This is a genomic window from Bradyrhizobium sp. 6(2017) (genome assembly GCF_011058295.2).
In the GTDB taxonomy this organism is placed as follows: domain Bacteria; phylum Pseudomonadota; class Alphaproteobacteria; order Rhizobiales; family Xanthobacteraceae; genus Bradyrhizobium; species Bradyrhizobium septentrionale.
In genome coordinates this window covers 1,985,479-2,009,738 of sequence record NZ_CP049289.2, presented here as the reverse complement: position 1 = coordinate 2,009,738, position 24,260 = coordinate 1,985,479, and the positions used below count along the sequence as shown (strand labels likewise).

The 24,260-nt window shown below is 59.8% G+C and carries 20 protein-coding genes and 2 pseudogenes; 3 read left to right on the top strand and 19 right to left on the bottom strand.

The window, feature by feature from the left end:
• The first annotated feature begins 36 nt into the window (after positions 1-36).
• Entirely contained in the window at positions 37-264 is a 228-nt protein-coding gene (locus tag G6P99_RS09555) for a molybdopterin cofactor-binding domain-containing protein (RefSeq protein WP_165127975.1), read from the top strand.
• Between the two features lie 414 nt (positions 265-678).
• On the opposite strand, the pseudogene G6P99_RS09550 reads toward G6P99_RS09555, so the two are convergent.
• The 4 genes and pseudogenes from G6P99_RS09550 to G6P99_RS09535 form a co-directional block, all read right to left on the bottom strand.
• Positions 679-806: pseudogene (locus G6P99_RS09550) on the bottom strand (P-type conjugative transfer ATPase TrbB); the annotation flags it as partial.
• Between the two features lie 133 nt (positions 807-939).
• Positions 940-2,481: a porin gene (locus G6P99_RS09545; protein WP_165127973.1), complete on the bottom strand. Its 1,542-nt coding sequence runs from the start codon at positions 2,479-2,481 to the stop codon at positions 940-942.
• Positions 2,482-4,188: 1,707 nt separating this feature from the next.
• On the bottom strand, positions 4,189-6,132 hold the full coding sequence (locus G6P99_RS09540) for an AMP-binding protein (RefSeq protein WP_165127971.1): 1,944 nt from the start codon (positions 6,130-6,132) through the stop codon (positions 4,189-4,191).
• Between the two features lie 21 nt (positions 6,133-6,153).
• Entirely contained in the window at positions 6,154-7,347 is a 1,194-nt protein-coding gene (locus G6P99_RS09535) for an ABC transporter substrate-binding protein (protein ID WP_246709848.1), read from the bottom strand.
• A gap of 123 nt (positions 7,348-7,470) precedes the next feature.
• Between G6P99_RS09535 and G6P99_RS09530 the strand changes: the two genes are divergently transcribed.
• A complete protein-coding gene (locus tag G6P99_RS09530; RefSeq protein ID WP_165127967.1) occupies positions 7,471-8,286 on the top strand; it encodes an enoyl-CoA hydratase/isomerase family protein in 816 nt (271 codons plus the stop codon).
• 77 nt (positions 8,287-8,363) lie between these two features.
• On the opposite strand, the gene G6P99_RS09525 is transcribed toward G6P99_RS09530, so the two are convergent.
• On the bottom strand, positions 8,364-9,095 hold the full coding sequence (locus G6P99_RS09525) for a Crp/Fnr family transcriptional regulator (protein ID WP_165127965.1): 732 nt from the start codon (positions 9,093-9,095) through the stop codon (positions 8,364-8,366).
• 544 nt (positions 9,096-9,639) lie between these two features.
• On the opposite strand from G6P99_RS09525, the gene G6P99_RS09520 reads away from it, so the two are divergent.
• Positions 9,640-10,578: a LysR family transcriptional regulator gene (locus tag G6P99_RS09520; RefSeq protein ID WP_246709484.1), complete on the top strand. Its 939-nt coding sequence runs from the start codon at positions 9,640-9,642 to the stop codon at positions 10,576-10,578.
• On the opposite strand, the gene G6P99_RS09515 is transcribed toward G6P99_RS09520, so the two are convergent.
• The 14 genes and pseudogenes from G6P99_RS09515 to G6P99_RS09450 all read right to left on the bottom strand — a co-directional run bounded on the left by G6P99_RS09515 (position 10,554) and on the right by G6P99_RS09450 (position 24,229).
• Complete coding sequence (locus G6P99_RS09515) at positions 10,554-10,793, bottom strand: DUF2274 domain-containing protein (RefSeq protein WP_165127963.1); 240 nt, start codon at positions 10,791-10,793, stop codon at positions 10,554-10,556. The two genes, G6P99_RS09520 and G6P99_RS09515, sit on opposite strands and share 25 nt — an antisense overlap.
• An 8-nt stretch (positions 10,794-10,801) precedes the next feature.
• Positions 10,802-12,007 (bottom strand): TrbI/VirB10 family protein, encoded by a 1,206-nt coding sequence (locus G6P99_RS09510; protein WP_165127961.1) that lies wholly within the window; start codon positions 12,005-12,007, stop codon positions 10,802-10,804.
• Positions 12,004-13,022: pseudogene (gene trbG / locus G6P99_RS09505) on the bottom strand (P-type conjugative transfer protein TrbG). Before trbG ends, G6P99_RS09510 begins: the two are co-directional and overlap by 4 nt.
• Positions 13,019-13,702, bottom strand: coding sequence for a conjugal transfer protein TrbF (gene trbF, locus G6P99_RS09500; protein ID WP_165127959.1), 684 nt, complete (start codon positions 13,700-13,702; stop codon positions 13,019-13,021). The pseudogene trbG and the gene trbF overlap by 4 nt, the downstream one beginning before the upstream one ends.
• A 103-nt stretch (positions 13,703-13,805) precedes the next feature.
• Positions 13,806-15,035, bottom strand: a complete 1,230-nt coding sequence (gene trbL, locus G6P99_RS09495) for a P-type conjugative transfer protein TrbL (protein WP_165127957.1) — start codon at positions 15,033-15,035, stop codon at positions 13,806-13,808.
• Complete coding sequence (gene trbK-alt, locus G6P99_RS09490) at positions 15,032-15,403, bottom strand: putative entry exclusion protein TrbK-alt (protein ID WP_165127955.1); 372 nt, start codon at positions 15,401-15,403, stop codon at positions 15,032-15,034. The genes trbL and trbK-alt overlap by 4 nt, the downstream gene beginning before the upstream one ends.
• Positions 15,403-16,131: a P-type conjugative transfer protein TrbJ gene (trbJ, locus tag G6P99_RS09485; RefSeq protein ID WP_165127953.1), complete on the bottom strand. Its 729-nt coding sequence runs from the start codon at positions 16,129-16,131 to the stop codon at positions 15,403-15,405. Before trbJ ends, trbK-alt begins: the two co-directional genes overlap by 1 nt.
• The gene (trbE, locus tag G6P99_RS09480; RefSeq protein WP_165127951.1) at positions 16,128-18,569 is read right to left on the bottom strand and encodes a conjugal transfer protein TrbE; all 2,442 of its coding nucleotides are present in this window, start codon (positions 18,567-18,569) and stop codon (positions 16,128-16,130) included. Before trbE ends, trbJ begins: the two co-directional genes overlap by 4 nt.
• Positions 18,570-18,579: 10 nt before the next feature.
• Positions 18,580-18,843 (bottom strand): VirB3 family type IV secretion system protein, encoded by a 264-nt coding sequence (locus tag G6P99_RS09475; protein ID WP_165127949.1) that lies wholly within the window; start codon positions 18,841-18,843, stop codon positions 18,580-18,582.
• Complete coding sequence (locus G6P99_RS09470; RefSeq protein ID WP_165127947.1) at positions 18,843-19,169, bottom strand: TrbC/VirB2 family protein; 327 nt, start codon at positions 19,167-19,169, stop codon at positions 18,843-18,845. The genes G6P99_RS09475 and G6P99_RS09470 overlap by 1 nt, the downstream gene beginning before the upstream one ends.
• Position 19,170: 1 nt before the next feature.
• On the bottom strand, positions 19,171-20,085 hold the full coding sequence (trbB, locus tag G6P99_RS09465) for a P-type conjugative transfer ATPase TrbB (protein ID WP_205751565.1): 915 nt from the start codon (positions 20,083-20,085) through the stop codon (positions 19,171-19,173).
• A gap of 278 nt (positions 20,086-20,363) precedes the next feature.
• Positions 20,364-21,698: an MFS transporter gene (locus G6P99_RS09460; RefSeq protein ID WP_165127945.1), complete on the bottom strand. Its 1,335-nt coding sequence runs from the start codon at positions 21,696-21,698 to the stop codon at positions 20,364-20,366.
• 134 nt (positions 21,699-21,832) lie between these two features.
• Positions 21,833-22,258, bottom strand: a complete 426-nt coding sequence (locus G6P99_RS09455; protein WP_165127943.1) for a CopG family transcriptional regulator — start codon at positions 22,256-22,258, stop codon at positions 21,833-21,835.
• Between the two features lie 6 nt (positions 22,259-22,264).
• Entirely contained in the window at positions 22,265-24,229 is a 1,965-nt protein-coding gene (locus G6P99_RS09450; RefSeq protein ID WP_165127941.1) for a conjugal transfer protein TraG, read from the bottom strand.
• Positions 24,230-24,260 lie beyond the last annotated feature (31 nt).

Sequence of the window (24,260 nt, the reverse complement as noted above, 5' to 3'; positions counted from 1 at the left end):
TGGCTATTGCCACGCCCGGCCGGGCGATTTCTCGGGATGGCCTTCTTCGAGGCAGTGGGAAGTCTCGTCTGCCAGGTTGCAGAAATCTCGGTCGATGCGAAGGGATTGATCGTACACCGTCTGACCGGCGTCATCGACTGCGGGACAGCAATTCACCCAAATGCCGTGCTTGCGCAGATGCAAGGCTGCTTGGTGATGGGCTTGAGCGCCACCCTCACGGAGGAGATCACGATTGAACAAGGAAGATGTGCACAACGATTATGACGTGGTGAAGACCGAACCCCGCATTTGAATGTGCACATTCTTGAAAGCAGCCGTGAACCGGGAGGCGTCGGCGAGGCAGGTCTTCCCGCCGTTGCACCAGCCATCGCGAATGCCCTGTTCGCAGCTACCGGCAGACGGCTGCGCTCATTGCCGCTTCGCATTTGATTTCACGATTGTCGGTCGAAGACGCGACGACTGGAACTGGCATGAGATGCCTGAACGTGCGGCGACAGGAAGGAACCTGGCAACGTTCCTCGTATTCCTCCCTTTCGAAGGATTGCGACCATATCGACCACCTTTCGCCGTGTGTCGAAGAACGCAGCAGTTATCCTGGTTGGCGGCGCGAAACATCACCTTGTTCGGACTGCAACGGATCCAGGCCCAGGATCGACCCTCGGCGTAGTTCGGCGCGCTCATCTCACCGAACGGTACGCGATCCGGGCGCGATCGGAACGACGAGCGGACGAGGTCCGATAGCGTGGCGACGCCATCTTGGTTCGCAGCGTTCTAAGATTGGGCACTTCGAACTGCAATTCGCGGGTCGCCCGATGTACCGCCGGAAGCGCGGATGTTCTTGGAACGGCGACAGCACTTCTCGAGGTCTTGGCCCGTCAGGAGACAAAAAGGCCGGAGGCCCCACTTGGAGATTAGACAGCCCAACCAGTCAATTGGCGTTTACCAGTTGCGCTGAGCGCGGAGCAGCAAGACGAGCGTCCGCTGATCCCTCAGTTGGTACATTGCGACGGGCTTGCCAACGGAAGCGCCGGAGGCGGTGATGGTGCCAGCCATGTTCTGATCAAGACGGGTGTAGGTCAGGTCAGCCGAAAAGGTCAGGTTCTTGACGGGTGTCCACTGGGTCTGAGTACCGATCTGGGCGATGTTATAGTCGGGGTTGCACGTGGTCAGGCCGGCGCTCCCGAAGGTCAAGCGGAAACTGCCGCCCACACCGTTGCCGGCCGGCCCGCAGATGAGTGACTTAGCCGTGCTGTTATACATAATCCCAGCGTACGCACCGTAGATGCTGGTGTTCCAGTTGGGGTTCCAGTTGTGCACGTATGCTCCATTGAAGCCCCAAGTAGAGATCAATTGCTGCTGACCGCCGGCCCCGAACACAGAGTCGGGCGCAATGCCAAACCCAACACTCTGGTAGGCGCTAACCAGGCTGGTGCCACCAAAGATCGTGTTTGCACCGGCCGGAACAGCCAGATCCTGAATGTTGTACCGCGTGGCGCCGTTTGTGTAGACGCCCTGCAAGTTGATGGTGTCGCCAGGTCCGGTCGGGATGTCCTTTATCGACAGAGCCAGCTGGCCAGCCCAGCCCCACTTGTCGTCCGGATGCCCGGTCGACTCGGTGGCGCCGTAATAGGCCGTGTGGTTGTCATGCGCCGCGAACGACGCCTGGAGCAGTCCCCAGGCCTGATCGACGCGCAGCATTGCGACGAGGTCCGGGGCGATTGAGCCGGCGTAGTCGCTGGTGCCCCAGGCGCCACCAGCGCTGATGTTGTTCACGCCGGCCTGGTAGTACGCCGTCTGATCCTGAGCCGACAGAGATAGCGACACACCGTTGCCAAACTGCGCGGTGTAGGTGAACTGGTTCACACCGGTAGTCGTACCGCCGCCGCCGACAAGGCCGTCGAAGTTGTTTCCCGGATAGTTGTTCCACGGAGACGAAAACTGCGAGATCGCCTTACCCACGGTGAAGCCGGCGAACTGGATGAAAGCGTAGTTGACGCCGATGTTTCCGCCGCCGATCCCGCCGCCCGTCGCGTTACCCGGAGCGGGAGAAGTCCCGATCGGCGAGTAGATCGTCGAACCCGCCGCAGCGCCCGGACCATAACTGTCCGTCGTCCAGCTAAACGGTGTATAAAAATAAGTACGGACCACGCCATACTCAGTCGCGGTGCGCGTATCGATGGACAGGGCTTCACGGGAACGCCAAGTGTAGCCGTTGGTGAAACGATTGTTCGCGCCAGCGGCACCCGAGGTATTGCCGGAGTCGTCCGAGTTAGTGTTCGCCACGACGTCCACACGCAGGTAGCCGCCCAGCTTGATACAGGTATCGGTGCCCGGAATGTAATAAAAACCGGGACCATACAGGGAGCAAACCTTCACGTACTCGACCGCTTTGGCCTTGACGGGAAGATCGGCCGCCTGAGCGCCGCCGACCGCGACGAGAGCCGTCGATGATCCAAGAAGTAGACTCTCAATTATCCTCATATCAAACCTCCATTAGCCTCGTATCCACGATGGTCGTCCAACTATTTCGCTAATAGATCGACGACGATTGCCGCCCCAAATTCGAGACGGTCGATGGCCCCCGGAACGGTCTTGGCCACTAAACTTTCGAACGCCGCACTGCGGATGCTTCCGCTTCCAACGTTATGGACATTGCAGATTTCACTTCGAAATGGTGGGCGGACTTCGTCCGAATTGGACGGACGATCGTCGTTACTGGCCTGCGTGACCAAAACGAGTCAGAAGCGTACGTTCCGTACGCGACTCGCTTGCTCATAAGCGGCCACGCCATTGGCCCCATGGCTTGAAACGGGTGACGGCCCTGCAATCATTGGTCGGGACATGGGGTACTCGCGCAGCATGCTCATGCTCGTCGCTTGCCTCTGCGTATTGATTCCTCGTTCGAGAAGCACTGCGATGCAGTCGATCGCTCAATAGGTTGGCCTTGGTATGTCGCTGGAAGAAACCGACACTTGAACGGCCGCAATTTGCGATAGCTCCGCGTACCAAGGCCAGGCCGACATTTTTTAGAGACGGATGGTTCGGTTGCGCAAATCCAGCGATTTCCAGACGCGATCAGGTATGCGCTCTTCGCCGACTGAGGCTCTGCTGCAATAGGTCGTACCTGCTGAGTACGCAGCGATCGCGAAAGACAGCTCATCATCGTTCCCGCCGCTGTTTATTAACCCGATGAAAGGCGGGGCCTCGAGGGTCCATTCGGCGCGCGCCACAGCCGCGTGGCAATGCGCGCCTCGAAATCGCGGTCAAGCGGCAACTCGACTGCATAGTCGGGGCCTGGGGTCAGCGGCTGCTTTGACCAGATGCAACGCTCCACCAAGCCGATGTGCAGCACGACGTGCCAGCTTCAGCTTCGTGGCGCAGTCGTCCTGCAGTAGACACGCGCTTTGGATGTTTCTGCGTGAACCAGAGTGATTTGCGTCAACGCGAATATGGACCTGATTGTACGATCACGCTCGGTCGAAGAGGATCGGCTCCATAACCAACCGGATTTGGCAGGAGAAACCAGCTGCACATATTTTGCCTATTTCGCTTACGGCAGCAGCTTTCATTTATGCTGCTTCCCAGCAAGCCGCTAAGCCCACTTAGTTGCGCGTCGCCGTCGAAATCCCAGTCGACTTATCGTCAGACCAAGTGCATGCGCCCTCGCTCGAACGGCGGGCGACGACCGGCTCAACGATTGTGTAATTAACTCCACGGGGTAGGCTTCGAGGATTGCTTTACGCAAGAGCGCGTCCTCGTCGTCTCTCCAGTTTCTTTTTCTGCGGCCATCGGTCACGTAGTCATATCCCTCGATATCCGTTCCTTGCCGACCAGGTACTAATTGATAGGCCTGCTTGTCGACGACGCGTCAGCGTTTCAGCTGATAGCTCTCAGTAAAGAACTCGCTCGCTCAAAACATTCGAGGCGATCGATCATACACGGCCTTGTCCCATTCGCTCGATCTACTTCCCATTTAGTCAACGCAATACCACCTTTTCCTGCATCTTCTCGATGTCCATCAGCTGAAGACTAGAGACTCCTAAACCTCCCAATCCGCCCCTCAACAGACTTGCGTTGGTCCTGGTTGAATATGTCGAGACAGCCTCGCGGAATCGTATCGGTCACTTCGAACTCGTGCGGGTTCAAAGTGAGCCCTCGAATGTGGCCACCAAGACGAGCAAGACGAATTCAGCCTGCCCTCAATCGTTCAATTTCCGCGATGGACGCAGGATTGTCCAGCGACGACAAATCGCCGGGGGGCGATCCGGTGTATATGTTGCGCAGGACCCGTCTCATCACTTTCGAGCTGCGGGTCTTGGGCAAGCTGCCGACCACATGCACCACGGATGGCCGGAACGCGCGTCCCAGCCTTTGTGCAACATAGTCGGACGCCTCCGTCGGAAAGGACGTCGACAACTGCGGCTGCGGCGTCGGAACGACGAAGACGACGAGGCGCTGGCCTTTCGAGGCATCATCGATTCCGATGGCTGCGGCTTCACTGATTTCCGGCATTTCGAGCAGGACGTCTTCGACTTCCGCCGGCCCGAGCCTCTTGCCCGCGACCTTGATGGTGTCGTCGGAGCGTCCGAGCAGAAAGAAATGGCCATCGGGCTCCTCAATAGCAAGATCGCCATGGACCCACAGGCCGGGCACCGAGCGCCAATACGTGTCAAGATAACGTTCGCGGTCTTCCCAGAACGCCTGCGTCATTCCGAGATATGGACCTGCCAGCGCGAGCTCGCCTACAGCGCCGACGAGGCACGCTCCCTCGCCCGAGGCCACGAATGCCGCGATTCCGGGGCTCACGGTGTTGAAACCCGCTGGCCGGATCGGTTTGACGATCACGCTCGCCAACAAGGCTCCCGACGCCTCGGTGCCGCCAGTATAGTTGATCAATGGCGCTTTGCCGTTCCCGAATCTTTTCCGGAACCAGTTGAACGGCTCCGGCGCGATCGCCTCACCGCTAGTGATCATGAGTCGGATGGAATCGACGCGGCCGGCGCACGCTTGCGCTTCGTGCGCGGCGAGGCCCCGGATCAGAGTGGGCGAAACGCCCAGGTGCGTCACCTGGTGCCGCTCGATCAAGCGGGAAACGCGCGACCAATCCGGTGCATCCGGCGCACCGTCATAGCAGATCATGGTAGCGCCGCGCATCAGCGTGGCCGCCGTGAAGATCGGCCCCGCAACCCAACCCATATCGGCCGGCCACAAGTAGCGGTCTCCTTCGCGAAGATCATAGAACACGGTCGCATCGTGGACGATCTTCACGGGGAAACCGCCATGGGTATGAACTATCCCCTTGGGCTTTCCCGTCGTTCCTGACGTGAATATGATCATGAAGGGATCATTCGCACTCATTCGGCGCGCTTTCGTTCCGGAAGGCGGCTCCATTATTAGACCTCGCCAGTTCAGAGCCTTTGGACCGAAGGCCGAATGATCTCCGCTTCCCTTCAAGATCAGATATTCGACCTTGGCCAGGCGGCTTGCCGCTTCCGCGAGCGTCCGACCTGTCTCTACGGCGCGCCCGCGGCGATAGAAGGCAGATGTTCCGATGATGGCCCGGGCACCCGCCGCCGAAAGGCGCGAACAAACCGCGTCGACCTCGAATCCGGAGAACAGCGGTACGACGATCGCGCCGATATAGGGAACAGCAAGCAAGGATACGACGGCTTCAATTCCCGACTCCATCAACAGTCCGACGCGATCGCCGGGCCGAATGCCGAGTTTTGTCAGGCCGGCTGCGAATCCTTCCACCTGACGTCTCAGTTCGGCATACGTTGCAGTGACGATTTCACCAGCTTCGTTCTCCGCGATGACCGCCGGGCGATCTCGCTGCAGCTTATCCTCGGCGTGCTGCAAAACGGAATCGACCCAGTTCAGTTCGCCGCCTACAAACCACCGCGGGAATTCCGGCCCCTCCGTAAGATCGACGAACCGATCGTAGGGCTTTGACCAAACGACGCCGCAAAATGCGTTGACGCCGTCCCAATATTTCGACGGCTCGTCGATTGAGAAACGATATAGGTCATCGAAATCTGTGATGCCGAAGTGCTTCATCAGCCGAGAAACGCCGGCTTCAGAAACCTCATCGGAACTGGGATGCCAAATATCACTAGCCAGATCCTGCGCCATACGGTCCTCTCCAGATATTCGTTATTTCACCAGCGGGCACTTGCTGTCGGACAACTTCCGGAACGCTTCTGTTCCCGGCACTTCGCCAACAAAGTCGAAGAAATCCCAGTCGCCCTTCGATTGCGCGGGACTCTTGATGCGCGCGAGGAACATGTCGTGGAGCATCCGGCCATTCGGCAGAAGCTTTCCATTCTGCAAGAACACGTCATTCATCGGTACGGATAGCAGGTAAGCGCGAACCTTGTCGGTCTCCACGCTGCCAGTCGCCTTGACGGCAGCCAAATACTGCAACACGGCGGAATACGCACCCGCCTGAAACATGGTCGGCATCTTCTTGTGAACGGCGAAGAAACGATTGCCAAACGCTCTGGTTTGTTCGTTGCGGTTCCAGTCGAATGCGGTCACGACCGTGAGACCTTGCATATCGTTGAGACCGAGCGACTGTATATCGGTGTTGATCGCGTACATGGTGCCGATGGTGATGCCTCCCTGCGGCAGCCCGAACTCTCTCGCCTGCTTCAGCGCGTTCACCAAATCGCCACCGCCGGAACCGAACAATACGGCCTTGGCGCCAGAAGAGTGCGCCTGTAGCAGATAGGATGCGAAATCGGGCTGATTAGTTGGATGATGCACCGCGCCGACGACTTTTGCGCCATTTGTTGCCGCGGCCTCGCGGGCGGTCTGCTCTAGCGCGATGCCGGCGGCGCCGTCAGGCGTAATGACGAACCAAGTGTCCTTGCCTTCGCGCATCAGCGCGGCTGCCTCGGCGCGGCCGACCGAATAGGTATCCCAGACCCATGCCAGGCCGTAGCCGTTGCATTCCTCCTCGGTGATCCTGTCGTTAATCGTGGTGCTGAAGAAAACCAGCTTTTGTGCGCGGCCCGCAGCGCCGTTGACGGCCAACGCGACGCTCGAATTTGGTACGTCGAATATGGCGTTGACCCCCTGGTCGAACCATTTTTGCGCTGTTGCGACGCCGATGTCGGCCTTGTTCTGGGTATCCGCGGACAGGACCTCGACCCGATCGGCCATTCCGCTGTCTGCGACCGCCATCTTTGCCGCCAGAACGGAGCCGGCGCCGCCATAATCGGCATAAACCGACGACATATCAGTCAGGACGCCGATCTTGACGGGTTCGTCCGCCTGTACGATTCGAGGGCAGAAAGCGATCGAGATCGCCCCCAGCAGAGCCAACGCCGTCCCGCGCTTGCGCATCACGTTCCCTCCCGACAAATCCGTTGTTTATATTCAGACAGTAGCATATTATTCGATATTGTGAATAGCCGCTAGAGAGTACGACACGTTTTTTGACGGTCTTAGCGAGAGGGAGGTCATGCCATGCGGCAAGAAGAGCAGCGATATTCGGGTTACCAGCGTCTCCAGTTCGATTACCCGGCCCCACGGGTTGTCCGCATCACGATGAGCAATGGCAAGATGAATACCGCCGATGCCGTGATGCACCGCGAGCTGGTCGAGGTTTGGCGCGATGTCGACGCCGATCCCGAAGCGAACGCGGTCATCATAACCGGCGCCGGCCGGCACTTCTCGGCAGGGGGCGACTTCTCGCTGGTGCGGGCGCAGATCGACGACTTCGAAGCGCGAGCAAGAGGGTGGAAAGAGGCCCGCGACCTTGTCTACAACTGCATCAATTGCTCCAAGCCGGTAATCAGCGCCATGCGGGGGGTTGCGGTCGGCGCCGGACTGGTCTGCGGGATCCTGGCGGACATTTCCCTCGCGACGCGAGACTGCCGGATCCTCGATGGCCATACCCGACTGGGCGTCGCCGCCGGCGACCACGCAGCGATGATCTGGCCGCTTCTGTGCGGTATGGCAAAGGCAAAATATTATCTCCTGACCTGCGATCCTCTTTTGGGAGCCGAGGCGGAGCGGATCGGCTTGATCACCGAAGCCCTTGACGACAGCGCGCTCGATCAGCGCGCGGTCGAAATCGCAACACGGCTTGCTAACGGCGCACAAACAGCCATTAGGTGGACCAAATATGCCCTCAATAACTGGTTGCGCCAGGCTGGGCCGACATTCGACGCCGGGCTTGCAATGGAATTCCTGGGCTTCGACAGTCCAGAGGTGAAGGAAGGACTCGCTTCGCATCTGGAAAAGCGGCCACCCGCGTTTTCCAGGCAAAGCCCAATCTAAGTTGAGCGAAGCAAGGATCTCGAAATGGGATAGCATAGGTTAGTTGCGGCGTAGGCAATATCCCATGACATCGTTGTTTAGCCTGGATGTTCGGCTCTTGCCAAGCGTTCAACCGAGGCATAAGCGCTCGCAATCACGCCATAGCAGCCACACGCCTTTCGAGCAAGATTTCCACGATCATCCACTCGTAGGAGCCCCCGCGTCTTTCGAATGAGGCCTTGTTCTTCGAACCTGATGAGTGTCTCCGTCACCCCCGCACGCCGCAGTCCCATGAGACTGAAGTAATCGTGCGTGAGGGGAAGAGCATGTCCATTGAGCGCATCACATGTCAGACTGAGCCAGCACGCTAACCGTCGCTCAAGTTCGTGCCTAACGCCGCACAATCCCGTTTGAGCACCATGTGTGACCAATGCTTGCACGTATCGCGAAAGATGCTCGCGAAGTTGAGGCAGTTCGCTCATCGCGCTATGCAAATTGTCCGCCTCGATTCGGAACGCATTTCCGGGAAAAAGCACCACGCATTGCTGGGTTAGAATGTGCCCTCCCAGTAGGAACGAAGCCCCGACGACCCCCCGATATCCCACGACCGCAGTCTCGAATATGCTTTCCGCAGCAACAATCCTTAGTGAGACAATCCCGGATTCAACAAAATAGACGTGTTTGACCGGCCTTTTGGGCTCCTGCAAGATCATCCGTTCTTTCAAGGCAACCGGCACAAGGAAGCGGCTTATCGCTGCCAATTCGGGCCTGGGGAGACCGGTCAGAATTGCATTCTTCAAAAACTGCTGTCTGTTAGACTGCGCAAGCATTTGCCTGTCCCACCACTTGAGAGCTTGACGCCTCGGTTCACCCACATTCCACAGAAGGCCCTCTCACTTATATTGTTAGACCAGATCGGACCGCGCGATCTCTAGGCGTGCGAGACTACGATGATAACTTCAAAGCCGACCAGCGAGCCGGCGGCTAACGCATCGCTCTTGTCGCATTTGCACTCGATTCATTCTGCCGAATCCGACATCGATACGCGCTCACGCGGCGGTCGTGACTTAGCCGCGCGTCTCCCTGGAAACTCGTCATCCAAAAACGATCCCCTTAGATGAGCGCGATTGGGACTTCCCACTGATGGCCCGAACGTGCCACCGGCTCGTCGCGGTCATTCTGGATTGTGAATGACATTCATGCTTGTGTGAAATATATTCATACACGAACAATGCGGTTGATCAAGACCCTTCGCCAAAATTGGGGCGGTGGCATCACAAACGCGGCTTCGATCATGAGATCGCTGAACCAACCAGGCGAGCCGCCATCGCTGCGTGCAGCGCAGCGATGGGTCCGCCGGCCTTGGAGAACGAGATGATGGACCAGCCACGCGCGCTCTTTATGGGCGCTGTCGATCTGAAGCAGCTTCGGTTTGCAGTCGCAGCCGCAGATTATGGGAGTATTCGGCAAGCCGCCGAGTTACTGTCCACTCGGCACTCAATCCTGAGCCGATCTATTCGTCAATTTGAGCATCGGATCGGCGTCACCGTATTCGAGCGCTCAGGCGGAGGGGTAAAGCCGACGCCGGCCGGACGAAGCGTTCTGAGGATAGCTAGATTGATTCTGGAGCAGGTCGATGTTCTTATTGCAACGGCAAAATTGAATGCGCGAGGCGAAGCAGGCCGCCTCTCGATCGGCTTTTGCACCTCCATATCGGCCGGCAATCTACGAGCGACACTCACCGAGTTCAAGGACCGACATCCTCGGATCGAAATCGCAACGGTCGAGCGGTCGCGAATGCGCTTAGCGAACGCCCTGCGAAATGGCACGGCGGACGTTGTTATTGTAACTGGAGACGTGCTGCTTCCGGACAATAGCGTCCGCCCGCTCTGGAGTGAGCGCATCCTGGTCTCTCTGCCGGAAAATCATGCATTGGCAGCGCAACCCGTAGTCTATTGGACAGACCTCCGAAACGAGACCGTTCTGCTAAGCCAGCACGATCCCGGCCGCGAACTTGAGGATCTCTTGATCTCAAAGCTTGTTTCTGCCGCGGATCGACCGAAGATCTATCACCACGACGTTAGTCGAGGGATCATCAAGAGTCTCATCAGCATGAAGCTCGGGATCGGGTTGGTGCTGGAATCAGATGTTGGAGCGAGCCTTGCTGGCTTGGTCTATCGCGAATTGCGCGATGGCACGGGAGCGACGCGAGTCGACTTCACCGCACATTGGCGCGCAGACAACGAAAATCCTGCCTTAGACTGCTTTCTCAAACTCCTGGCCGAACGCTATCCCTCACCGGCCCGCGCTTGAGATGAGCGCCGTAGCTTTGCGAAGCCGCGGTCGGTAGCCATGAACCGCGCCAGCATAGGGGCGATAAGCTTGCCCGGATCGCTGATGGGCTGACCGGACTCACTTGCAACGGCTTTCGCATAAGCAATCAGATCTCGATGCACTACGGCCGGCAATTCGACGCTGACCTTAACGGGCTTATCGTCGGGCAGCGTTGCAATCTTGAGCTTGGCCATAACTGTCCTCACCCTCTGTACAGTTCGAGCACGAGATCACGATTGACGATCACCCGTACCGGGAATCCTGGACGAATGGTCAGAGTCGGCTGAATATTGAGACTGCGGCGGACAATCTGCTGGCCGGTTTGGTTCAGAGAGTCTCCCGCTCCGTGTCGCAGTGCCTGAATAATGGCACTATCATTGCTGTTGGTGTCGGAGCCCGCGCCGAGCTCGGTACCGACAGCCAGCAGCGTCGATAGGGCGGCAGCCTTGAACAGTTCGCCCCAATGGTTGTCGACTTCATCTTCCAACCCTGAGTATCCTGCCGCATCCGCGCCCGGCTGTCGCTCCAGAACGATCGAACGACCATTCGGCATGATCAGGCGAGTCCAAACCAGCAGGATGCGAGACTGGCCGAACGCGACCTGGCTGTCGTAGACACCGATCAGGCGCGCTCCCTGCGGGATGAGCAGAAGGCGCCCGGTTGGCGAATCAAAAACGCTTTCTGTTACCTGCGCGGAGATTTGGCCTGGAAGATCCGATCTGATCCCGGTGATCAGGGCTCCAGGAATGACGGTTCCGGCTTGCACGACGTACGGTGAAGCCGGCCTAGTGATGCGGTCCGAGCTTACTGTACGGCGATCCGCGGATGCATTGACGAAGGCGAGCTTCCTGTCCTGACCGTTTTGCGAAGATCCTTCGTCGGAATTGGTGGTCGGGATTGACGAAGCACTGCGGTCGCTCCCCTGAGTCGCTGCAGCAGGTGACCGCGCTTCTCTCCCATTGGTCGAAGCGAACAAGTGGCTTACGCGGGCTGCCTCTGCTTCCTGATCTCGGCGCTGCTGTTCTGCATCCGCGCCGATCGCTGGCGACTGGCCCTGAGCGGCAAGGATCGGCCGGCCAAGATCTCCAGGGAGCGGCGGACCGAGTTGCGGAGCTGCCTGGCGCGGAACGCCCGTGTAATCTTTCGGTAGTGCCGTGATGCCATCGGCTACGTTATGATGCTCGGTACTATAGAGCTCGTCCGCCGCCTGATTTCGGGGTCGATTGCTTTGCAGGGACCACAACACCGCACCACCGATCACGAGCAAGGCAACTGCGCTTCCTCCCGCTAGAACCTTCCGCGACAGACGCGTCACTCGCGGAGGCTCCGCTCTTAGTCGGAAGCTCCTAGACTGCTCGTCCGGTGTTTGCGGCTGAATCGCCTGTTCGCGATCATTCTGGGCGTTCATGACGACGGCCTCCCGTCGGTCCTGACAATTCTGACCTTCTGCTGGAGCTCACCCCCGAGCCGCAATTCTGCGGCTGCAAACAGCCGATCCACAATCAACATGTTGCCGTATGCGCGATAGTTGACGAGTTGGGTCTTTCCGTCGGGACCGATGACGAAGAGCGGCGGCATCTCGCCCTGGACAATCCCCTGCGGGAATTCGACGTAGACTTTTCGGCCATCATCATACGCGGCAAGCGGCCGCCAGGGTGGGCTGTCCCCTTCAATCGCGTAACGAAAGACGCGCTGGGCCGGATCGGGAGGAACAAGTCTTAGCGTGGCCGCCCGCGATTGTTCGCGAACGGTTTCCGGGTAGTACCAGGCAACGGACGGCATGTATGGCCGCTCTCGGGAACGGAGTTCGATCAGGTAGGTGCGCCGGTCGGTGTTGACGACAAGGTTGGTTTCGATCGAAGCGCGGGTAGGTTTCACCAGGATGTGGACGCGTCGCGTGTCACCACTTCCGCTCTCGGTATCGCCCACCACCCAGCGCACTGTGTCACCAGCGGCAATCGGTCCTGATCCCGTCAATTCCTCTCCCTCTTCGAGCGCAATATCAGTGATCTGTCCGGAGCGGCATAAATCTGGTAGAGCGCCCCGGGGCTATATGCGTAGATCTGGGCCGCGTTGAAATAGCCCCGCTTGCGCGGTTCGACGCGCGCCGCGCTGTTGGCTGTCTCGACCCGGCTCATAGGTTCAGTCTCTTCCTTGCCTCCTGACTTGCCGCCAAAAGCAGGTTTCCAAACGGGAGGTACGTGAAGCGGCTGCGACTTGTCGTCGACTGGTCCTGGCGGCGCTGGCAACGCGGGCACTTCCGCGTCATAGCTGATCTCCGGCGGAATATAGGTCGCGCACCCTCCGAGAGCCGACGTGCAGAGTAGCAGGGCAAACAGGACCGCTCGCTTCGGGACCACGACTCCGGCGTTCTGCTTGCGGCGTAGGATGGGCGTCTTCGCATAAGCGCTTGTCTTGCTCATTGACCCAGCTCCTTCGACCAATTGATGGCGCGGATGTAGACGCCAAGAGGATTTTTTCGAAGGCGTTCGGCATCGCGCGGCGTCTCGATGACAACCGTGAGTATCGCGGTCCAGCGTTCGGTCGAGCTCAACGAGCCGTTGTCGTAAATGCGCTGGATCCAAGCCACTCGGAAGCTGTCGGGTGAGGCGCGGATGACGCTCGATACGTCGACGGAAATCTGGGCTTTACCCAGCTTCGCAAAGGGATCGTTGTTACGCGCGAAGTCGTTGAGGGCAGCCGCGCCGCGATCGGTCGCAAAGTCATAGGCCCGGAGCCAATTCTGGCGCAACACGATGCCGTCGGCCGGCAACCCTCTGACATCTTCGATAAAGCGCGCCAAATGGTAGGCGATCTGCGCGTCGGTGGGTTGATAGTCGAAATTGGCGGGCGCAACCCTCTGGGCCTGCCCGAGTCGATCAACTTCAACCACCCAGGGCGTGATCGACCCCTGCGCCGATTGCCAGACAAGTCCACCGGCGAGGCCGGCTGACAGCATGAGACAGCCGAACGCCATCAAGCGCCAGTTTTTGGCCTGCACGCGGGCGGATCCAATGCGTTCATCCCAGACCTGAGCTGCCTTTTGATAAGGCGTAATCGGTCCGGGCATGCGCCCGTAGTGAACAGAAGGTCGTTTGAACATCGATATTGCCCCATTGGATCGAGTGGTCGGTGTGACGTGGTGCGACTTCATGACTCGGGACGTCGCTGCCTACAGCGGGTGGACGGCGACACTTGGCTGCGTTTCAGCGCTCTCCTTCGGACAAATCGACGGAGGAGCCGCTGCCGCCATGATCGCCTGAGCGGACCGCGTGGCCAGCGGTCGACGCACCATGTTGAATGGTCTGTGCACGTTTCATGCGCCGTGCCCAATCAGGTTGCCCATCCGCGGAAGGCTTCGCAGCCGGTTCGCTCGTTTGTCCGTTGCTGGCGAATGCGGTCGCAGCTCGACGTAACGGGCTCATGGCAGCCGAGCTACCGGCTTCGGCGACGCCGGCAATTCCACCGCTTCGATAGGCTGCGGATGCTCCGCTCAAGACGGCGCCCCCACCGCGCGCAGCACCTGCGATCGCTCCACCGGCAAGGCCAGCACCACCGGCAGCAAGGCCCGCGCCAGCTGCAACGACGCCACCGGCCGCGAGGCCGGTTCCGACCGCAGCGCCAGCACCGAGTTGCGGCCCACCGGACACAAGCCCGTTTGCGATTCCCGGACCGAAGATGCCAAGGCCCAACAATGAGAGCGCCGCGAGTACCAGGGTCATCGCGTCTTCAATGGTCGGTTGTGCGCCGCCGAAGCCGGAGGTGAACTGCGAGAACAGGGTCGAGCCAATGCCGACAATAACGGCCAGGACCAGAACCTTAATACCGGATGATATGACGTTGCCCAAGACGCGCTCGGCCGCAAATGCGGTCTTGCCAAACAGACCAAACGGAATGAGCACGAAGCCCGCAAGCGTCGTCAGCTTGAATTCGATCAGCGTGACAAAGAGTTGGATCGCCAAAATGAAGAAGGCGAGCAACACGGCGACCCACGCAAACAAGAGAATGACGATCTGAACGAAATTCTCGAAGAAGCTGATGTAGCCCATCAGGCCCGAAATCGAGTCGAGCAACGGTCGACCAGCATCGAGACCAACTTGAGCGATCTTTCCCGGTCGCAAGAAATCTCCCGCGGAGAGGCTACTGCCGGACGCTTTCAGTCCAAGACCGGCAAAACTCTCGAAGACGATGCGCGCGAGATTATTCCAATTGCCAATGAGGTAGGCAAAGATACCGACGAAGAGCGTCTTCTTGACGAGACGCGCGATGATGTCTTCGTCCGTCCCCCAACTCCAGAACAGCGCGGCGAGCGTGATATCGATCGCAGCCAGAGTTGTTGCGAGATATCCGACGTCACCACCCAATAGCCCGAAGCCATTGTCGATGTAGCGAGTAAACGTCTCAAGGAACTGATCGATGATGCCAGTGCCGGTCATGGCTTTTCGACCTCGGGTATCGCAACCGAGGGATAACCTTGCGGCATCCGGCTCTGATCCTTTGGACTGGGTGCGAAGTCGGCGGCCGGATCACCGCGGCTGGAAGTTGCAGGGCCGTTCTTCCTTCCAAAGAAGCGACGCCGGTTTTCGGTCCAAATTTTTTCGCAATGCTGATAGCCTGCCGCATCCTCCGAAGTGACGGTGCGACAGCGGGCGAGATCGGAATCGTCGACGCCTGTGGTCTGTTCTGCCTTCGACGGCACAGACGCATCTTGGCCACCACGAAGCTGGATCGTGCAAGCTGCGACGACCAGTATCCCAATTGATGTGAGTAGCGATAACGCCTTGAATGGGCCCGTATCCGTCATCAGTGGAACATCTGCACATTGGAGAATTGATAGCCCTGTCCCGGCGTCAGAAACCGCCGGAGTTGTTCTCGGCCCTGATCTTGCGCGGCCGCGCGCTGCGCCGCTTCAAGGCTCTCCGCCCTGCCCTGTGCAGCCACGGCGCCGGTGAGATCGGCAAGCTGCTGCGCCTGAAGCGCAAGGATCTGATTGCCGGCCTGGGTTGCCTGCAGGGCGCCGCTGGCGCCCTGGCTTGACGTTACGAGTGCGGACGTCTGGATGCGGTTGGTGTCGAGGTTACCAACGATGCCGGCCTGGACCCGAAGCGCATCTTGCGTTGCGGCATAGGAATTTTGCCACCGCGATTGAGCATTGGCGACCAAGATCTGGCTCGACTGGCTGCCAGTAGCCGGCGCATAGCTCGTCGAGAACGCGCGATCGATCTGCTGGACGTCGTAAGCGATGCGCTGGGCCTGGGCCAGCAATTGCTGGGTGCGCTGAATCGAGGATTGCAGTTGCTGGAGCGATGAATACGGTAGGTTTGCCAGATTCCTTGCCTGATTGATCAGCATTTGCGCCTCGTTCTGCAACGAGGTGATCTGATTGTTGATCTGCTGAAGCTCCCGCGCGGCGGTCAGGACATTTTGGACGTAGTTGTTGGGATCGAATACGATCAGCGCCCGCGTAGGCGCTGTGACGCCCAGTGTGAGGGCAATGGTACCAGCGGCAAGCAAAGAGCTAAGACGGCTCATAGCGACCTCTCCAGATTGCCGAGATTGGGGATCAGGTCTGTGGCCCAGGCGACGCCACGGTGCCGGAGCCAGGCGGAAACGAAGCCATCACGTCCATGTTCGGCGAGGAGCCGCTCGATGGCAGTCTGGTCGGTCTTGGACGAGGCTGCCGTAAAGGCAAGGGCAACCTCACCGAGACCAAGTTCGAACATCCGGTTGCCGCGGCGAGACTGGCAGTAGTAGTCCCGCTTCGGCGTGGCGCGGCTCAGAAGCTCGATCTGGCGGTCATTGAGGCCGAAGCGGCGGTAGATCGCGGTGATTTGCGGCTCGATCGCCCGTTCGTTCGGCAGCAACAGTCGCGTCGGACAGCTTTCGATAATCGCCGGCGCGATCGCGGAGCCGTCGATGTCCGAAAGCGATTGGGTGGCGAAGATGACGGACGCATTCTTCTTCCGAAGCGTCTTCAGCCATTCCCGGAGTTGACCGGAAAAATCCTCGTCGTCGAGGGCCAACCAACCCTCATCGACAATAAGAAGTGTGGGCCGGCCGTCGAGACGGTCCCCAATACGATGAAAGAGGTAGGCCAGCACGGCCGGGGCCGCGCTCGTTCCGATCAACCCTTCGGTCTCAAACGCCTGGACCGAGGCCTCACCAAGGCGCTCGAATTCGGCATCGAGCAGGCGCCCAGACGGACCGCCCAGGCAATAAGGTTGCAAGGCACGTTTCAGGGAATTGGATTGCAGCAGGACCGACAGGCCCGTGAGCGTGCGTTCCTCCCTCGGCGCCGACGCGAGAGACGTCAGCGCCGACCACAGATGATCCTTGACCTCCGGGGTGATCTCGATCTTCTCCCGCGCCAGAATCGCGCCGATCCATTCGGTGGCCCATCCGCGCTCCGAGGGATCATCGATCCAGGCCAGCGGCTGTAGGGCGACGGGGTTTTCATCTCCTTCAGACAATGCACCGCCGAGATCATGCCAGTCGCCATCCATGGCGAGCGCGGCCGCCCGGATCGAACCGCCGAAATCGAACGCAAAGACCTGAGAGTTCGGGTAACGCCTGAATTGAAGCGCCATCAGTGCCAGCAGCACCGACTTGCCAGCACCGGTCGGTCCCACTACGAGGGTATGGCCGACGTCGCCGACATGGAGAGAGAATCGAAACGGCGTCGACCCTTCGGTCTTGCCAAATAGGAGCGGCGGACCCTTGAAGTGTAGATCCCTCGCCTCGCCCGCCCAAACGGCCGACATCGGAATCATATGAGCGAGATTAAGGGTCGAGACCGGCGGCTGCCGCACATTGGCGTAGACATGTCCCGGCAGGCTGCCGAGCCAGGCTTCGACGGCGTTCACCGTTTCGATCATGCAGGTGAAATCGCGGCCCTGAATGACTTTCTCGACCAGCCGCAGCTTTTCATCGGCCGCACCGGGATCGCCGTCCCAGACCGTGATAGTTGCCGTGACAAAGGCTTGTCCGATCTGATCCGACCCCAGTTCCTGCAAGGCGGCGTCGGCATCGATCGCCTTGTTGTGTGCGTCGGTATCGAGCAGCGTCGACGCCTCGTTGGTCATGACCTCCTTGAGAATGGCGCCAATCGACTTTCTCTTGGCGAACCACTGGCGGCGGATTTTGGTCAGCAGCTTGGTGGCATCGGTCTTGTCGAGCATGATCGCGCGAGTCGACCAGCGATATGAAAACGCCAGGCGATTCAGGTCGTCCAGGATTCCAGGCGTCGTCGCGCCCGGAAAACCGACAATCGTAAGGACCCGCAAATTGGCTGAGCCCAACATCGGCTCGAGCCCGCCGGTCAGCGGCTGGTCGGCCAACAGCGCATCGATGTACATGGGAGTTTCGGGCACTCGAACACGATGACGCCTGGTCGAAATCGTCGAGTGCAGATAGGTCAGCGTGTCCTGATCATTGAGCCAAGCGCATTCCAGCATGAACCCTTCCAGGAGCTGAAGCACCCGGTTGGTTTGATCGACAAACCCGCGGAGCACCTCCCGAGCGTCTGCTCCAACGGTGCGATCGCGCCCCTCATAAAGCAGTCGCTCTGCCCTGGCGGCCCCCTCCTCCGGCGGCAAATAGAGGAAGGTCAGGAAATAGCTGGACTCATAGTGGGCGCCTGCTTCCTCGAATTGTGCTCTGCGCTCGGCGTCGACCAGCGCAGACGCGACATCTGGGAAGGTGTTCGGTGGGTAAGCACCCGCAAAATGGCGCTGCGCCTCAACGAATACGGCCCAACCAGATCCCAGACGACGCAAGGCATTGTTCAAACGCCCTGCGACGGCGACAAGTTCAGCTGGCACCGCACTGTCGAGGTCAGGTCCCCGGAACTTTGCTGTCCGTTGGAACGAGCCATCCTTGTTCAGGATGATTCCCTCGTCGACCAGGGCTGCCCAAGGCAGGAAGTCCGCAAGACGAGCATTGGAATGGCGATATTCGGCAAGGTTCATCATGACTGAGAGCTCAGGTGTTAAGATGACCGGGAATGCGCAGATGTCGGCGCACCACATCGACGAAGGCGGGATCGCGCTTGGCGGCCCAGACGGCGGCCATGTGACCGATGAACCAGAGGACCAGACCCGCGATCCAAAGCCGCAGTCCAAGTCCGAGGGCGGCTGCCAACGTGCCGTTGACGATCGCGACCGATCGCGGCGCACCGCCCATCAGGATCGGCTCGGTGAGCGCGCGGTGAACGGGAACGACAAAACCCGCGACAGGGTCATCCATCAGATCACCACGCCGCCGCCGAAGGAGAAGAACGACAGAAAGAAGCTCGAGGCCGCGAACGCGATCGACAGACCAAACACGATCTGGATCAATCTGCGGAAGCCACCGGAGGAATCGCCGAATGCGAGCGTGAGCCCGGTGACGACGATGATGATGACGGCGATGATCTTCGCGACTGGACCCTCGACTGACTGCAGGATTTGATTGAGTGGCTGCTCCCACGGCATGTTCGAGCCAGCCGCCCAAGCCGGCGCCGTCGTCAGAAGGACCGTGCCGGAAGCTGCCAGTGAAGCGGCTTCTCGAAGAAAGCGAAATTGCAGACGCATGTCAGTCTCCTGCTGGTGAAAGGCTGTAGTCGCCGGCGGACCCAAGCCCCGAGACGAGGGCGAGTTCGGCGAGGCGACGATCGGTACCGCGACCGGCAAGCACGGCGATGAGGTTGATGGTCTCCGCGATCAGGGCGCGCGGAACCGTGATTACCGCTTCCTGGATGAGTTGCTCGAGCCGCCGCAGAGCACCGAGCGCGGTACCAGCATGGATGGTGCCGATGCCGCCGGGGTGACCGGTGCCCCAGGCCTTGAGCAAGTCGAGCGCTTCTGCGCCGCGGACCTCGCCGATCGGGATGCGGTCAGGACGCAGTCGAAGCGAGGATCGGACAAGGTCAGATAGGGTTGCTACGCCGTCCTTGGTCCGCAGGGCGACAAGATTGGGCGCCTTACACTGAAGTTCGCGGGTATCTTCAATCAGCACGACCCGATCGGAGGTCTTTGCCACCTCGACCAGAAGCGCGTTGGTCAACGTGGTCTTGCCAGTCGACGTGCCACCAGCGACGAGGATGTTCTTGCGCGCGGCGACCGCAGCCCTTAAGGCGCTGGCCTGATCCGATGTCATGGTTCCCGCGGCGACATAGTCGTCGAGTGTGAACACGGCGACCGCGGGCTTGCGGATAGCGAAGGCTGGAGCCGCAACGACTGGAGGCAAGAGGCCTTCGAAGCGCTCACCGGTCCCGGGCAGTTCGGCAGAGACGCGTGGCGAGCCTGCATGCACCTCCGCGCCTACATGGTGCGCCACCAGACGAACGATGCGCTCGCCGTCCGCCGCAGACAAGGTTTCGCCGGTATCAGTGAGGCCACTCGACAGCCGATCAATCCACAATCGGCCATCTGGATTGAGCATGACCTCGATGATCGCGTCATCTTCCAGATAGCCCGCAATCGCGGTGCCGAGCGCACTACGAAGCATTCGCGCGCCACGCGAATTTGCTTCCGATTGAAAAGAATGGATCGCCACCGCCGCCCCCACCGAATGAGGACGTCTAAAGAGCGTCCTCAGATGGGGATGATTAAGAAAGCCACCAATCGACTCGGCGCAACAGGCGCTTTCGGTCATCGTAGACTGGCGCAGAAAAAGAGAGACTGGGAACGGATATTTGACGCCTGCTCGAACGCACCAGTTGGATGGCGATGAATGTTGATCAGTGCTTGCCGGGAAGGCTAACACGTAACGTTGCGGGCAGCGGCTCACCACTCCTCATCGACATCCGCCGGCAATAGTACGACCGTTTGTTCGTACGAAATGGCGAGTTCGACGGCGTCGGAAACGCTAACCGACGCGAAGAAGGGAATTGAACCCATCCACCAGGTGAAGGATCGGAGCCACGGCAGCGCGAACCAAACGAACGCCGCGATCTGCACGGCTACGTTGAGACCGAACGCGACTTGATACGCCAGGATGGACGTATGGCCATCCTCCTTGGACCATTGCTCCAGGATCAGCCCCGTCCCGTATTGGGCCAGAAATGCCCAACCGAAATGCAGAACGTTCAGGGCGCCGTTGGCACGACCGGTGAGTTCTGGCGGAAAGTAGTCGGCTATTACCGCGAAGCTGACCACTGTCGCAGTTCCGACAATTGCGACAACGGACCACGGCAAGATGGACGGCAAAGGCGCGTGCAGGATCAGGGCAAGCTCGGCGGCGACGAACAGCAATGCGACAATTACCAATATTGTTTCCGCTCCAACTCCTCTTCGTCTGATGCAATGGACCGTCGTACCGAACAACCAGGCACCGCCACTAAGTACGATCGACATCATGAACAACTGCCCGACAAGGCTCGCACGATCAAGTCCCTCTACGTCCGTCAGCCACGGCGATGCCCACAATCCCTGCAGAGACCAGGCCGATCCCACGCAAGTCGCTGACAACGGGGCAATTCGCCAAAAACGCCTGTCGCCAAAAACCGTGCTAAGGGTGGCCGGGATTGATGCGGATGATGGGATGATGACTCGTTCAGGAACTACGACGTAAATGAGCAGGGCCGTGGCACCGGTCACGGCCGCCAGGATTTCAAAGAATTGTCTCCAACCCATCCAAGCGAGGAGGTGCTCGGCGGGAGCCGTGGCGGTCACTGCTCCTAGCGACCCGAGCATGATCATGTAGCCGTTGAGCAAGGCTACTCGTTCCCTGGGAAACCAGAGAACGATGGACTTCAAGCCAGCCGTCAACGCCGCCGCCACCCCAAGGCCAATCATTGCTCGCGAAATCAAGAGCGTCGACAACCCCGTGGACACCGCGAATAGTCCGGCACCTGCCGCGGCGACCAAGAGAAACGCACTTTGGACGCGACGCGGGCCAAAGCGGTCCAACAATATACCAATAGGGATCTGGGCCGCCGCGAAGACCAGGAAATAGACTGACGTGAGCAACCCGAGGTCGGCAGTATCGAGCCCGGTATCCGAGATGAGACTGCCGGCGATCAGAGCGTTGATCGTTCGGAACAGATATGAAAGATAGTATCCGGCAGCAAACGGGAGAAAAACGCGCGCGATGAGCCGCCACGCCACTGAAATTTGCATGCTGGCCCTTCTTGCTCCTCAGCTCATTCGAGCCGATAGCGCGTCCAGCTTTTTGTCGGCTTGGCTAAATTGCTGCGGTCGTGGGCTGGCGTAGAAAAAGAAGGACCGGCGAACGGCTCGTCTACATAGTTCGATCAAGTTTCGCTGCCCGTCTCCTGATGAACGATATCTTCTGGAATCTCGCGCAGGAAACTCTGCCCCTTTTGCAAACGGCGCCCGAGCGCCTCGACAAATCCTTCAAAGCGTTCCCGGCCCTTGAGTTGCGCGGCCGGCTGCGCATCGTTGGGCAACGGCGGCGTGATCGTAAGCCAAAAGCGGATGAAGAGAGCCAAGGTCTCGGCCGTCAAGCCGACGTCGCGTTCAAGCCGCTGTATCTGACGCGACAGCCGGTCTAGGCGACGGGTAAACGCCGCCTCCCGCCTATCAGCTCCGTCCGGCGACACAAATGAAGCAACCGCCGCTTCGACGATTGCGGACCGGGATAGCTTCTTGCGATCGGCAAGATCCGTGATCTGCTTCAGAAGCTCGGGCGGGAAATATACGTTCATCCGGTCGCGCATAACGCCTCAGAGCTCCATGCCGTCGTTTGGATCAAGCGTGACTTGGCGGGCAACGCCGCGCATCTGCTGGCGCATGAGCCGGGACTGGCGGATCGCGTCCTCGTCGTCGTCAAGAACAGCGGCAAATTCTTCTGCCGGCGTCGGCTCGGTCGTCTCCTTGACGATCGCGACATGATCGGGGAGTTCGGGCTCACGGCGAAGACCGCTATTGGCCGTATCGGTTGGACCTGCCGCTGGCTTCAGCGTTCGGAGCGCCGACCACCCGTCCGTCCGCGATGACCGTCCGGCGGCCGCGGGATCGGGCGGCGGCAAGACCCGCTCGGTAAACCGCCGATCCTCGTAATAGCGCGCCTTCATTGCCCGGATCGGTGGCGTGCCAGCCACCATGACGATCTCGTCTCGCGGAGGAAGCTGCATGACCTCGCCAGGGGTCAAGAGTGGCCGCGCCGTCTCCTGTCGCGAGACCATCAAGTGCCCCAGCCAGGGGTTCAATCGGTGCCCGGCATAATTCTTCATTGCCCGCATCTCGGTCGCCGTACCCAGCGCGTCGGACACGCGCTTGGCAGTCCGCTCATCGTTGGTCGCGAAGCTGACCCGGACGTGGCAGTTGTCGAGGATCGCGTTGTTGGGTCCGTAAGCCTTTTCGATCTGGTTGAGCGATTGCGCGATCAGAAAGCTCTTGATGCCATAGCCCGCCATGAAGGCGAGCGCCGACTCGAAGAAATCAAGCCTTCCCAGCGCCGGGAACTCGTCGAGCATCATCAGGATGCGATGCCGGCGATCGCTGGCATGCAAGTCCTCCGTCAAGCGCCGGCCGATCTGGTTCAGCACGAGACGGATTAAGGGCTTGGTCCGCGAGATGTCGGACGGCGGCACCACGAGGTAAAGCGTCGTCGGGCTGATATCGGCGATCAGATCTGCAATCCGCCAGTCGCACTGGCGGGTCACCTTGGCCACGACGGGATCGCGGTAAAGTCCGAGGAACGACATCGCGGTGGACAGGACGCCGGAGCGCTCATTCTCCGATTTGTTGAGGAGTTCGCGTGCAGTCGAAGCGACCACGGGATGAGCGCCGTGCTCGCCAAGGTGCGGCGTGGTCATCATCGCCTTCAGCGTCGCCTCGATCGGCCGCTTCGGATCGGACAGGAAGGCGGCGACGCCGGCCAGGGTCTTATCCTCCTCGGCATAGAGGACATGGAGGATGGCGCCGACCAGGAGCGAATGACTGGTCTTCTCCCAATGGTTCCGCTTGTCGAGCGAACCCTCGGGGTCAACAAGGACGTCGGCTACATTCTGGACGTCGCGTACCTCCCACTCCCCGCGCCGGACCTCGAGCAGCGGATTGTAGGCTGAGGACTTTGGGTTGGTCGGGTCAAACAGCAGAACGCGGCCGTGACGGGAGCGGAAACCGGCGGTCAGTTGCCAGTTCTCGCCCTTGATGTCGTGAACGATGGCTGAACCGGGCCAGGCCAGCAGCGAAGGAACCACAAGCCCGACGCCTTTGCCGGACCGAGTGGGCGCAAAACACAACACGTGCTCCGGTCCGTCATGTCGAAGGTAGTTGCGGTCGAGCTTGCCCAGCACCACGCCATCCGGGCCGAGAAGTCCCGCCGCTTGAACCTCCCGTTCATCGGCCCAGCGGGCCGAGCCATAGGTCTCGACATTCTTGGCCTCGCGCGCACGCCAAACCGACATGCCGATCGCCACGGCAATCGAAACGAAGGTGCCTGACGCCGCGATGAAGGCGCCCTCGACAAAGACCTGAGGTGCATAGGCATCGTAGACGAACCACCACCAGAAGAAGACTGGCGGGTAATAGACCTTCCAGCCCGACAGCTCGAACCAGGCCCGCCCGAGCTCCGGCTGGTAGGCGAGCCGCCAGGCCGTCCACTCGGTTGCTCCCCAGATGGCGAGCAAAACGATCAGACTGACAACAATCACCTGTCCCCAAAGGATTTTTGTTCCGGACATCCCGTATGCCTTTCGGTAATTGAATTGGCGA

Coding starts and splice junctions, on each gene's coding strand:
- G6P99_RS09555 (WP_165127975.1), top strand. CDS start 37: ATGGCCTTCTTCGAGGCAGTGGGAAGTCTCGTCTGCCAGGTTGCAGAA.
- G6P99_RS09545 (WP_165127973.1), bottom strand. CDS start 2,481: ATGAGGATAATTGAGAGTCTACTTCTTGGATCATCGACGGCTCTCGTC.
- G6P99_RS09540 (WP_165127971.1), bottom strand. CDS start 6,132: ATGGCGCAGGATCTGGCTAGTGATATTTGGCATCCCAGTTCCGATGAG.
- G6P99_RS09535 (WP_246709848.1), bottom strand. CDS start 7,347: ATGCGCAAGCGCGGGACGGCGTTGGCTCTGCTGGGGGCGATCTCGATC.
- G6P99_RS09530 (WP_165127967.1), top strand. CDS start 7,471: ATGCGGCAAGAAGAGCAGCGATATTCGGGTTACCAGCGTCTCCAGTTC.
- G6P99_RS09525 (WP_165127965.1), bottom strand. CDS start 9,095: ATGCTTGCGCAGTCTAACAGACAGCAGTTTTTGAAGAATGCAATTCTG.
- G6P99_RS09520 (WP_246709484.1), top strand. CDS start 9,640: ATGATGGACCAGCCACGCGCGCTCTTTATGGGCGCTGTCGATCTGAAG.
- G6P99_RS09515 (WP_165127963.1), bottom strand. CDS start 10,793: ATGGCCAAGCTCAAGATTGCAACGCTGCCCGACGATAAGCCCGTTAAG.
- G6P99_RS09510 (WP_165127961.1), bottom strand. CDS start 12,007: ATGAACGCCCAGAATGATCGCGAACAGGCGATTCAGCCGCAAACACCG.
- trbF (WP_165127959.1), bottom strand. CDS start 13,702: ATGTTCAAACGACCTTCTGTTCACTACGGGCGCATGCCCGGACCGATT.
- trbL (WP_165127957.1), bottom strand. CDS start 15,035: ATGACCGGCACTGGCATCATCGATCAGTTCCTTGAGACGTTTACTCGC.
- trbK-alt (WP_165127955.1), bottom strand. CDS start 15,403: ATGACGGATACGGGCCCATTCAAGGCGTTATCGCTACTCACATCAATT.
- trbJ (WP_165127953.1), bottom strand. CDS start 16,131: ATGAGCCGTCTTAGCTCTTTGCTTGCCGCTGGTACCATTGCCCTCACA.
- trbE (WP_165127951.1), bottom strand. CDS start 18,569: ATGATGAACCTTGCCGAATATCGCCATTCCAATGCTCGTCTTGCGGAC.
- G6P99_RS09475 (WP_165127949.1), bottom strand. CDS start 18,843: ATGGATGACCCTGTCGCGGGTTTTGTCGTTCCCGTTCACCGCGCGCTC.
- G6P99_RS09470 (WP_165127947.1), bottom strand. CDS start 19,169: ATGCGTCTGCAATTTCGCTTTCTTCGAGAAGCCGCTTCACTGGCAGCT.
- trbB (WP_205751565.1), bottom strand. CDS start 20,085: ATGCTTCGTAGTGCGCTCGGCACCGCGATTGCGGGCTATCTGGAAGAT.
- G6P99_RS09460 (WP_165127945.1), bottom strand. CDS start 21,698: ATGCAAATTTCAGTGGCGTGGCGGCTCATCGCGCGCGTTTTTCTCCCG.
- G6P99_RS09455 (WP_165127943.1), bottom strand. CDS start 22,258: ATGCGCGACCGGATGAACGTATATTTCCCGCCCGAGCTTCTGAAGCAG.
- G6P99_RS09450 (WP_165127941.1), bottom strand. CDS start 24,229: ATGTCCGGAACAAAAATCCTTTGGGGACAGGTGATTGTTGTCAGTCTG.